The organism is Mycobacterium sp. DL592 (assembly GCF_011694515.1).
GTDB lineage: Bacteria > Actinomycetota > Actinomycetes > Mycobacteriales > Mycobacteriaceae > Mycobacterium.
On record NZ_CP050192.1, the window covers coordinates 651136 to 661356 of the forward strand.

General features: G+C 67.0%; 12 protein-coding genes. 10 read left to right on the forward strand and 2 right to left on the reverse strand.

All coding sequences use genetic code 11. The features are described from left to right. Positions 1-72: 72 nt before the first annotated feature. Positions 73-1164 (forward strand): alkene reductase, encoded by a 1092-nt coding sequence (locus HBE64_RS03200; RefSeq protein WP_167097706.1) that lies wholly within the window; start codon positions 73-75, stop codon positions 1162-1164. Here the strand turns inward: HBE64_RS03200 and HBE64_RS03205 are convergent. Further along, the gene (locus HBE64_RS03205; protein WP_167097708.1) at positions 1137-1625 is read right to left on the reverse strand and encodes a DUF2834 domain-containing protein; all 489 of its coding nucleotides are present in this window, start codon (positions 1623-1625) and stop codon (positions 1137-1139) included. The two genes, HBE64_RS03200 and HBE64_RS03205, sit on opposite strands and share 28 nt — an antisense overlap. A gap of 74 nt (positions 1626-1699) precedes the next feature. Here HBE64_RS03205 and HBE64_RS03210 point away from each other — a divergent pair, with 74 nt between their 5' ends. Genes HBE64_RS03210 through HBE64_RS03220 form a run of 3 tightly spaced genes read left to right on the forward strand, consistent with a single transcriptional unit; the run spans position 1700 to position 3196 of the window. Continuing rightward, on the forward strand, positions 1700-2299 hold the full coding sequence (locus tag HBE64_RS03210) for a TetR/AcrR family transcriptional regulator (protein ID WP_167097710.1): 600 nt from the start codon (positions 1700-1702) through the stop codon (positions 2297-2299). A gap of 36 nt (positions 2300-2335) precedes the next feature. Next, positions 2336-2731: a nuclear transport factor 2 family protein gene (locus HBE64_RS03215; protein WP_167097712.1), complete on the forward strand. Its 396-nt coding sequence runs from the start codon at positions 2336-2338 to the stop codon at positions 2729-2731. Positions 2732-2782: 51 nt separating this feature from the next. Next, entirely contained in the window at positions 2783-3196 is a 414-nt protein-coding gene (locus HBE64_RS03220) for a hypothetical protein (RefSeq protein ID WP_167097714.1), read from the forward strand. On the opposite strand, the gene HBE64_RS03225 is transcribed toward HBE64_RS03220, so the two are convergent. After that, positions 3079-3432: a UBP-type zinc finger domain-containing protein gene (locus HBE64_RS03225; RefSeq protein WP_167097716.1), complete on the reverse strand. Its 354-nt coding sequence runs from the start codon at positions 3430-3432 to the stop codon at positions 3079-3081. The two genes, HBE64_RS03220 and HBE64_RS03225, sit on opposite strands and share 118 nt — an antisense overlap. Positions 3433-3800: 368 nt before the next feature. On the opposite strand from HBE64_RS03225, the gene HBE64_RS03230 reads away from it, so the two are divergent. The 6 genes from HBE64_RS03230 to HBE64_RS03255 form a co-directional block, all read left to right on the forward strand. Then, positions 3801-4487: an MlaE family ABC transporter permease gene (locus tag HBE64_RS03230; protein ID WP_371744164.1), complete on the forward strand. Its 687-nt coding sequence runs from the start codon at positions 3801-3803 to the stop codon at positions 4485-4487. Then, on the forward strand, positions 4484-5365 hold the full coding sequence (locus HBE64_RS03235) for an ABC transporter permease (protein ID WP_243841480.1): 882 nt from the start codon (positions 4484-4486) through the stop codon (positions 5363-5365). The genes HBE64_RS03230 and HBE64_RS03235 overlap by 4 nt, the downstream gene beginning before the upstream one ends. Positions 5366-5368: 3 nt before the next feature. Further along, entirely contained in the window at positions 5369-6712 is a 1344-nt protein-coding gene (locus HBE64_RS03240) for an MCE family protein (protein ID WP_167097719.1), read from the forward strand. Between the two features lie 47 nt (positions 6713-6759). Further along, complete coding sequence (locus tag HBE64_RS03245) at positions 6760-7737, forward strand: MCE family protein (protein ID WP_243841602.1); 978 nt, start codon at positions 6760-6762, stop codon at positions 7735-7737. After that, on the forward strand, positions 7734-9044 hold the full coding sequence (locus tag HBE64_RS03250; RefSeq protein WP_167097723.1) for an MCE family protein: 1311 nt from the start codon (positions 7734-7736) through the stop codon (positions 9042-9044). Before HBE64_RS03245 ends, HBE64_RS03250 begins: the two co-directional genes overlap by 4 nt. After that, the coding region (locus tag HBE64_RS03255; RefSeq protein ID WP_167097725.1) for an MCE family protein at positions 9044-10221 on the forward strand (1178 nt) is incomplete at its 3' end. The genes HBE64_RS03250 and HBE64_RS03255, both read left to right, overlap by 1 nt.

The following is a 10221-nucleotide window of genomic DNA, read 5'->3' on the forward strand; positions in this document are numbered from 1 at the left end:
CGAACGATTCCTCAGGAAACCCGAAGGTCCGCACCGGGAATGAATCGGTGCCCGCCTGCACTTGAGGCAGGCATGACCTACACCCTGGCCGACGACGCAGCCCTGCTCCAGCCGATCACCGTGGGCAGTGTGACGGCCCGCAACCGGATCTTCATGGCGCCGCTGACGCGCAGCCGGGCCCAGGCCGATGGCACACCGTCTGACCTGCAGGTCGAGTACTACGCGCAACGCGCCGCCGCGGGCCTGATCATCACCGAGGCCACCGCCGTCTCCCAGGCCGGTAACGGCGCCTACGGCAACACCCCGGGTATCTACACCGACGCACACGAGCAGAAGTGGGCGCAGGTCGCCCAGGCCGTGCACGAGCGCGACGGGCTGATCTTCATGCAGATCTGGCATGTCGGCCGGATGGCGCACCCCGACATCAGCGGTGCCGAAACAGTGGCGCCGTCGGCGATTGCCGCCGGCATGCTCGCCCACACTCCAGCAGGCAAGAAGCCGCTGCCGGTTCCGCGCGCTCTCGAGACCGACGAAATCCCCAGTGTGATAGCGCAATTCCGTTCCGCAGCCCGCCGCGCGGTCGACGCCGGCATGGACGGTGTCGAGATCCACTCGGCCAACGGATACCTGCTGCACCAATTCCTGGCTGATGCCACGAATCGCCGCACCGACCATTACGGCGGATCGGCACAGAACCGCGCGCGCCTGGCCGCCGAGGTCATCGAAGCCGTCGCCGAGGAGATCGGCCCCGACCGGGTCGGGGTGCGCATCTCTCCCGGAAACAATGCCGGAGACGTTCACGAGGTCGACACCATCTCAGCGTATGAGGCTCTGCTGGAGCGCATTTCGTCACTCGGTCTGGCGTACCTGCATGTGCTCATCGACCCCGACTCCGACGACTTCGGCACCATCCGCGCACTGTGGCCGGGAACGTTCGTCCTCAACACCGGTCGCGAGATCGAGACCAGCTTCTGCCAACTGGAGAATCTCGCCGACTGGGGTGTCATCAGCGCCGCCACCGTCGGCCGGGCGTTTCTGGCCAACCCCGACCTGATCGACCGGCTGCGTGCCGGTGCCGAACTCAACGAACCCGACGTCGCGACGTTCTACTCACCGGGATCGGCGGGGTACACCGACTACCCGACGCTGGCGCCGATCGCCTGAGCCGCCTTCTCGTGGCGGCGCTGGCGCTCAGCGGTCGCCAGATAGAAGGCCCAGGCGAACGCGAAGCTGGTGAACAGGCTGGAGACGAAGAACAGCCACGGCCGGCGGATGCCGCGGCGGTACCCGTCGACGATGGTGAACAGCGGCAGCAGGATGACATTGCCGATCGTGTAGTCCTGGCTCGCCGAGGCCGCCGCCGGGTTGTCGTAGCCCAGAGTGATGAACTGCCACCAGCTTCCGTTGCCGGTGAACACATTGCCCGAGCCGTCGGCGTACTGGTGGACGAACTTGATGTTGAAGTACCAGCCGAGCACGACCGAGGCGATACCGGCCACGTAGTAGGCCACTTCCAGGGCGCTGAGCGCGGGCCCGTTGACGGGCTTGCGGAAGATCGCCGGGTTGGACTGAATGACCCAGGCGATCACGAGTACGGCGAGCACGGCGTGCACGAGAAGCGTCATGGTTGGTCAATCTAAAGCAATCGCATCGATGTTTTGTCAATTTTGACAAATGCTCGTGCGGTAGGTTGTCCCCCGTGGTTCGGCCTGCTCAGACGGCGCGCAGTGAGCGCACCCGCGACGCGTTGCGTCGTGCGGCCATGGTGCGGTTCCTCGCGCAAGGCGTCGAGGACACCTCGGCCGATCAGATCGCCGCCGACGCCGGGGTGTCGCTGCGTACCTTCTACCGCCACTTCACCTCCAAGCACGACCTGCTGTTCGCCGACTATGACGCCGGCCTGGAGTGGTTCCGCGCCGCGTTGCAGGCGCGCTCGCCGGAGGAACCGATCCTCGAGTCCGTGCAGTCCGCCATCGACGCCTCGCCGTACGACCCGGAGGCCGTCGCCCAGATCGCGGCACTTCGCGCCAAAGAACTCGACCCCGGCAGCATCGTCCGGCACACCCGCCAGGTGGAGGCCGAGTTCGCCGACGCGGTGGCCGCTCAACTCGCCGACAGCGCGGAGCACCTGGGGGTGGACGACCGGCTGCGCGTCATGGTGACGGCCCGCTGTATCGCGGCCGCCGTCTTCGGCGCGATGGAAATGTGGATGGTCGGTGACGACCAGTCGCTGGCGGAATTGCAGCGGCTCTGCCGCACCGCGCTGGAGCTGTTGCGCGGCGGCGTCATCACCGACTAGGGACCGTCGACCGTCTGGCGTGGCATGCTCACCGTCATGCATGCGTTTCGCGCCGCCGTGGAAGCCGGCGACTTCGATGCCCTGCCCGCGCTGTTCGCGCCGGACGTGGTGTTCCGCAGCCCGATCGCGCACAAGCCCTACCAAGGCCGCGACGCCGTCGGGGTGATCCTGCGTGCGGTCTCGCGGGTGTTCGCCGATCTCACCTACGTCCGCGAGATCGGAGCCGAGGGCGCTGCCGACCATGCGCTGGTCTTCACCGCCAAGGTCGGCGACCTCGACATCAACGGCTGCGATTTCCTGCACACCGGGCCAGACGGCCTCATCGACGAGTTCACCGTCATGCTGCGGCCGCTGCGGGCGGTCAACGCGTTCGCCGAGCGGATGAGCGAAGAATTCGCCAAAGAGATGCCGAAGTCCGGTCTTTCGGGCTGACCCAGCGTGTGCTCCCACACTTGACCCGGTGTGCGGAGGACCATCGGACCCATGGCGAGGATCGGTGACGACTCTCTGATCGTGCGTGCCCAACAGCGTCCCGACGCCACCTGGCTGTTCACCATCCGCTACACGGTGTACTTCGATCAGTCCGAGCTCGGGATGAGATTCGACGACAGCGTCCAGGTCTGTGACGACCACCGTGCGACGCCGGTGCCGTTCATCGCCTGCACGCGCTCGGTGCTGCGCAAGAAGCGGGTGGTGGTCACCGACGACGCGATCACCCGGGTCGACAACGTCTACGCGACCGTGTGCCTGCGCCGTCGCGGCGGTCCCGACGCGGTGATTCAGTCCGCGCGGTTGCCCAAGATCTCGGCCCAGTCGCTGGGCACCCGCCCGCGGGGGCCGGGCACCGTCTCGTCGGCCGGCCGGCTCTCCGGGGGCGCCAGTCGCGGGCCGTCGTAATACTGGTTGTCTTCGTAGTCCCAGAACCAGTCCTCGCCCGGTTCGAAGGAACGAATGATCGGGTGACCTGACTCCCGCCAGTGCGCGGCGGCGTGCCGCATCGGTGAGTCATCGCAGCAGCCGATGTGGCCGCAGGCGGCGCAGCGCCGCAGGTGCACCCACCAGCCGCCAGACGCGTCGCACTCGACGCAGCCTGTTCCGCTCGGCGGGATGGACGGATCGACCGCTTCAGCCACCAGCCCAGCCTACGCAGGCCTTCTCTCATGCCGCGGACAACACTTTTACTCGCGACGATTCAATCGGTCTGAGCGAAACCAAATGCTTTGCGGCGACCTGCCGATGTGCATATTGACGCTCGCACTTGTGCGTAGGTGTGCGTTGACAGCTAATCGGCACTCTCCTACCGTCCGGCCCAAGCCTGGCGATGGAGAGGACTGCATGTGGGATCCGCAGAGGGGTGCTGGCGCCCGGCGGCCGTAATGCCGCCGCCGCCCTTGCTCCGCCCGCGTTTCCCCGGCGGCCAACGGTGAAAGCCGCCGCCTGGTCCAAGCCCGTTTTCTCCGTCGGAGACTTCGTGGTGCTCGTCGGCGAGACCTTCGCGGCCATGTTCCGCCGCCCGTTCGCCTGGCGGGAACTGCTCGACCAGATCTGGTTCGTCGCCCGGGTGTCCATCGTGCCCACCCTGGTGCTCTCGATTCCCTACACGGTGCTCATCGTCTTCACCCTCAACATCGTGCTCCTCGAGGTCGGCGCGGGCGACCTCTCCGGCGCCGGGGCGGCGCTGGCGTCGGTGACCCAGGTGGGCCCGGTCGTGACGGCCATCGTGGTCGCCGGGGCGGGCTCGACCGCGATGTGCGCCGACCTCGGTGCCCGCACCATCCGCGAAGAGATCGACGCGATGAAGGTGATCGGCATAAACCCCGTCCAGGCCCTCGTCGTCCCACGGGTCATCGCCGCGACTTTCGTTGCGCTGATGCTGTATTCGGTGGTCGCCGTCGTCGGCCTGGCGGGAAGCTACTTCTTCGTCGTCTTCATTCAGCACGTCACCCCGGGGGCGTTCGTCGCAGGTATGACGCTGCTGACCGGCCTGCCCCAGGTGATCGTGTCCCTGGTCAAGGCGCTGCTGTTCGGCCTGTCGGCCGGTCTGATCGCCTGCTACAAGGGTCTGTCGGTCGGCGGCGGACCGACCGCGGTCGGCAACGCCGTCAACGAGACCGTGGTGTTCGCCTTCATGGCGCTGTTTCTCATCAACATTCTGGCCACCGCCTTCGGCGTAAAGGTGGCGCCATGAGCGAGAAGCGGAGCGGGATCGCGCATGACCGCAGCGAGAAGCGGAGCGGGATCGCGCATGACCCCAGCGAGAGCAACAAGCTGGTCGACTTCACCCGGAAGCTGGGGGAGCAGACGGCGTTCTACGGCAGCGCCCTGGCGGCCACCCCGTACGCGGTGCGGCGCTATCCCGGCGAGGTGCTGCGCCTTATCGCCGTGATGGGGATGGGCACCGGGGCCTTGGCCGTCATCGGCGGCACCGTCGTCATCGTCGGCTTCCTGACGCTGTCCACCGGCGCGCTGATCGCCGTGCAGGGCTACAACACCCTGTCGAACGTCGGTATCGAAGCCCTGACCGGGTTCCTGGGCGCCTTCCTCAATGTCCGGTTCATCGCGCCGGCAACCGCGGGGGTGGCCCTCGCCGCGACGATCGGGGCAGGCGCCACCGCGCAGCTCGGGGCGATGCGGATCAACGAGGAGATCGACGCCCTGGAAGTGATGGGCATCCGTGCCGTCACCTACCTGGCCTCGACCCGCATCGTGGCAGGCGTGCTGGCGGTCATCCCTATCTATACCGTCGCCGTGCTGATGTCGTTCCTGGCCACCCGGTTCGGCACCACCGTCATCTACGGCCAGTCCCGCGGTGTGTACGACCACTACTTCTCGAGCTTCCTTCATGCCAGCGACCTGATGTGGTCGTTCATCGAGGCGCTGGCGATGGCCGCGGTCGTGATGGCCATCCACACCTACTACGGCTATACCGCCACCGGCGGCCCCGCCGGCGTCGGCGAGGCGGTCGGCCGCGCAGTGCGCACCTCGATCACCGCAGGCGTCTTCATCCTCTTGACCATCACACTGTCCGTGTACGGGCAGTCCGGCAACTTCCACCTGTCGGGGTAAGACGTGGCGAACTCCTCCCGACGCGAAAAGATCGACCCGATCTGGTGGGCCCCGGTGCTGATCCTCGTCATCGCCGCCATCACCACGCTGACCGCACTGCTGTTCTCCGGCTCGCTGCGCAAAACGGTTCCGCTGACCGTAGTTTCGGACCGCGCCGGGCTCGTCATGGAGGACGGCGCCAAGGTCAAACTGCGCGGTGTCCAGATCGGCGAGGTCACCTCGATCGGCGCTGAGCACGCCGGTGGGCAGAACCTCTCCACCCTGAAACTCAAGATCGACCCCGGCCCCTTCCAGTACCTGCCGGGCAACGTCGAGGCGGAGATCAAGTCCAGCACCGCATTCGGTGCCAAGTACGTCGACCTCATCGTGCCGTCCGACGGTGCGAGCGGGCACCTGGCCCCCGGTGCCGTGCTGCGCTCGCGCAATGTCACCGTCGAGGTGAACACCGTTTTCGAGAACCTGCAGTCCGTGGTGCGCTCCATCGACCCGGCCAAGCTCAATTCGGTGTTCACCGCTGTCGCCGACGCCGTCCGCGGCAAAGGCGAGCGAATCGGACAGGCCATAACCGGCGCCAATACGGTGCTGCTGGCGGTCAACCCGCGGATGCCCACCGTGCAACGAGACTGGCAGTTGTTCGGTCAGACCGCACAGGCCTATTCCGATGCGGCGCAGAACATTCTGGCCGTACTGGACAATTTCACCACCACCAGCGCGACGATCACCGCCAACGCCGGCGCGGTGGACAACCTGCTGCTGTCGGCGGTCGGGTTCTCCCAGTCCGGCATCAACACGATCGGGGCCAATCAGCCGAACCTGGTGCGGGCGATGAACATCCTGGACCCGACCACCGCGTTGTTCCTCAAGTACTCGCCGACCTACACCTGCCTGTTCCAGGGCGCCCAGTGGTTCCTCGAGCACGGCGGCCGGGATGCCCTCGGCGGCAACGGCAAATCGGTCATCATGGACGCCGCCCTGCTCGCCGGCGACGATCCCTACCGCTATCCCGACAACCTGCCGATCGTCAACGCCAAGGGCGGCCCCGGCGGTAAGCCGAGTTGCGGCTCGCTGCCCGACGCCAGCAAGAACTTCCCGGTGAAGTACCTCGTCACCGACACCGGGTTCGGAACCGGCCTCGACGTGCGGCCCAACCCCGGCATCGGGTTCCCCGGCTTCGCCAACTACTTCCCGGCCACCAAGGGTGTGCCGGAGGAACCGCGAATCCGCTATCCCGGGGGGCCGGCACCCGGACCGCCGCCGCCCTACCCGGGCGGACCGGCATACGGCGCACCGGAATTCGCGCCCGACGGCACACCGCTGTACCCACCGCCGCCGGGAGGACAGCCGTGAGATCGAGGACCGTCCGTACGGCCACCCGCGTGGCGCTGTTCACCGTGATGTGCCTGATCTTCACGTTCATCCTGGTCACCGTGTTCGGCCAGTTCCGCTTCGACTCCCGCGCGTCGTATAGCGCGGTCTTCTCCAACGTCTCGGGTCTCAAGGGCGGCAACTTCGTCCGCATCGCCGGGGTGGAGGTCGGCAAGGTCAAGGACATGACCCTGCACAAGGACGGCACTGTCACCGTCGACTTCGCCATCGACAAGGAGCTTCAACTCACCGAAGGCACCCGCGCGGTGGTGCGCTACGAGAACCTGATCGGGGACCGCTACCTGTCGCTCGAGGAGGGCGCCGGGTCGGTGCGCAAACTCCTTCCCGGGCAGACGATCCCGCTGACCCGGACCGCGCCGGCCCTCGACGTCGACGCGCTCATCGGTGGTTTCCGGCCGCTGTTCCGCGCGCTGGATCCCGACCAGGTCAACGCCCTGTCAGGTCAGCTGCTGCGGGTGTTCCAGGGCCAGGGCGGCACTATCTCCTCGGTGCTCGCCCAGACCTCGGCGCTGACCACCACGCTGGCCGGTCGCGACCAGCTCATCGGGGAGGTCATCACCAACCTCAACACGGTGCTCGGCACCTTCGCCGCGCGAGACGACCAGTTCGGCACCGGGCTGGACAAGCTGTCCCAGCTTGTTGCGGGCCTGGCCGACCGCAGGACCGACATCGGCACCGGGGTGGCCTACATCAACGCCGCGGCCGGTTCGGTTGCCGACCTGCTGACCGCCGCGCGCCAGCCGATAAAGGACACCGTGACCCAGACCGACCGGTTCGCCGGCCAGGTGATGGCCGACCACGATTTCGTCGACGACCTCGTCAAGACCCTTCCCGATGCCTACCAGGTGCTGGCCCGAAACGGCCTGTACGGGGACTACTTCGGCTTCTACCTCTGCGACGCGATCCTCAAGGTCAACGGAAAGGGCGGTCAGCCCGTGTTCGTCAAACTCGCCGGACAGGACACCGGGCGGTGCACACCCAAATGAGCCGGATCACTTTCAAGCGACCGCACTTCAAGCCGCTGGCCGAGCGCAACCGGCTGACCGTTGGCCTCGTCGGCGTCGCTATCATCACCGCCCTGGTGGCCGCGGTGTTCTCCTACGACAAGATTCCTTTCATCAAAGGAACGACGGACCACTCCGCGTACTTCGCCGAAGCCGGCGGCATCAAGACCGGCAGCGACGTGCGGGTGTCGGGACTCGGGGTCGGCCGGGTCTCCGGCATCAGCCTGGAGGGCACCAAGGTCCTGGTGGACTTCACGGTTCGCGATGGGGTGGACCTCGGTGACCGCACCGAAGCCGCCATCAAGACCGAAACCGTGCTCGGCACCAAGTATCTCGAGCTGACACCGCGCGGCGACGGCACGCTGAACGGGCCCATCCCGCTGGAACGCACCCGCTCGCCCTACGACCTGACCGACGCTCTCGGCGACCTCACGACGACCATCAGCGGGCTGGACACAGCGCAGCTGTCCTCGGCGCTGACCACCATGGCCGACACGTTCAAAGACACCCCGCCCGATCTGAAGATCGCGCTGCGAGGGGTTGCGCAGTTCTCCGACACCCTCAACGCCCGGGACGCGAAGCTGCGCGAACTGTTGGCCGACGCCAACAAGGTCACCGGCGTACTGGCCAAGCGCAGCGAGCAGATCGCCCAGCTGGTCGCCAATGCCAACGCGCTGCTGGTCGAGCTTGTCTCCCAACGTGACTCGGTGGACGCCCTGATGGGCAACATCAGCGCGGTGTCACAGCAGATCTCCGCGGTCATCGCCGACAACCGTACCCAGCTCAAACCGGCCGTCGACAAGCTCAACGGAGTGCTGGCAATCCTGGACAACCGCAAGAAGGAACTGCAGCGCACCTTGTATCTGTTCCGGCGCTACGCGATGTCGTTCGGTGAGGTGCTGGGCTCGGGACCGTTCTTCAAGGCATCCGTGGTCAACCTCGTACCCGGCCAGTTCTCCCAGCCGTTCATCGACGCGGCGTTCTCCGACCTGGGGCTGGACCCGAATGTGAAGGTGCCCTCCCAACTCGTCGAACCCGGCGTCGGACAGCCGGCCACCCCGCCGCTGCCGGTGCCCTATCCGCGCACCGGTCAGGGCGGCGACCCGAATCTGACCCTGCCCGACGCCATCACCGGCAACCCGGGCGACCCGCGTTACCCCTACCGCGAGCCGCTGCCCGCACCGCCTCCGGGCGGACCACCACCAGGGCCGCCCGCCCTGGCGCCGGCACCCGGTGAGCTACCGCCGCCGTCGATCCCGCCGGTGCCGCCGGCCGACGGGAGGAACTGATGCTCACGACACATCGGCGTGCGACGCAGATCGCCACGGGCGTGAGCCTGTTGGCCATCCTCGCGGTCGCCATCACCGTGGTGGCCACACCGTGGTGGCGCCATGTCGCGCAGAACACCTACGTCGCCTACTTCGCCAACACCAACGGCCTTTACACCGGCGACGAGATCCGCATCCTGGGTGTCGCGGTCGGCACCGTGGAGAAGATCGAGCCGCAACCCACCGCAGCCAAGGTGACGTTCTCCGTCGACCGCAAATACCAGGTGCCCGCCGAGGTGAAGGCGGCGATCCTGTCGCCGTCGCTGGTCTCCGCCCGGGCGATCCAGCTGATCCCGGCCTACGACGGCGGACCGGAACTCGCCGACGGCGCGACCATCCCGATCGAGCGGACCGCCGTTCCCCTCGAATGGGATGATCTGCGACGGCAACTCGAGAAACTCACCGGCTCACTGCAGCCCACCACACCGGGCGGCCCCAGCGCGCTGGGCGAGTTCATCAACTCCGCCGCGGACAACCTGCGCGGTCAGGGCGATACCGCACGTGACACGGTGCTCAAGCTCTCCCAGGCCGCCTCGGCACTGGGCGACCACGCCACCGACATCTTCGGCACCGTGAAGAACCTGCAACTGCTGGTGTCGGCGCTGTCGTCGAGCAGCGACCTGCTGGCGTCGTTCAACACCAACCTGGCCGACGTCACCACCGTACTGTCCAACACCCCCGGCGAAATCGCCGGCGCGACAAAGGGCCTCGACGGCGCCGTCAACGATCTGCGCGGGTTCGTCGCCGACAACCGGGACGGGCTCGGGACCACCTTCGACCACCTCAACGCGATCACCACCGCGCTCAACGACAGCAGCGGCGACGTCAAACAGGCCCTGCACATCGCGCCGACGGTGTTCGCGAACTTCACCAACATCTACCAGCCCGCACAGAGTGCGATCACCGGCATCCTCGCCCCGGTCAACTTCGCCGACACCGTCCAATTCATCTGCAGCTCAATCCAGGCGGCGTCGCGCGAAGGCTGGGAGCAGTCCTCGAAGCTGTGCACGCAGTACCTGGCGCCGATCGTCAAGAACCGCCAATACAACACCTTTCCGATTGGCGGTAACCCGTTCGTCGGCACCGTCGCGCGACCCAACGAGATCACTTACAGCGAGGACCGGCTCAACCCGCACCT

Bases quoted from the DNA above. Each gene is read 5' to 3' on its own strand.
- HBE64_RS03220 (WP_167097714.1), top strand. From the start codon at position 2,783: ATGGCGAGGATCGGTGACGACTCTCTGATCGTGCGTGCCCAACAGCGT.
- HBE64_RS03215 (WP_167097712.1), top strand. From the start codon at position 2,336: ATGCATGCGTTTCGCGCCGCCGTGGAAGCCGGCGACTTCGATGCCCTG.
- HBE64_RS03245 (WP_243841602.1), top strand. From the start codon at position 6,760: ATGTGCCTGATCTTCACGTTCATCCTGGTCACCGTGTTCGGCCAGTTC.
- HBE64_RS03250 (WP_167097723.1), top strand. From the start codon at position 7,734: ATGAGCCGGATCACTTTCAAGCGACCGCACTTCAAGCCGCTGGCCGAG.
- HBE64_RS03205 (WP_167097708.1), bottom strand. From the start codon at position 1,625: ATGACGCTTCTCGTGCACGCCGTGCTCGCCGTACTCGTGATCGCCTGG.
- HBE64_RS03235 (WP_243841480.1), top strand. From the start codon at position 4,484: ATGAGCGAGAAGCGGAGCGGGATCGCGCATGACCGCAGCGAGAAGCGG.
- HBE64_RS03230 (WP_371744164.1), top strand. From the start codon at position 3,801: ATGTTCCGCCGCCCGTTCGCCTGGCGGGAACTGCTCGACCAGATCTGG.
- HBE64_RS03200 (WP_167097706.1), top strand. From the start codon at position 73: ATGACCTACACCCTGGCCGACGACGCAGCCCTGCTCCAGCCGATCACC.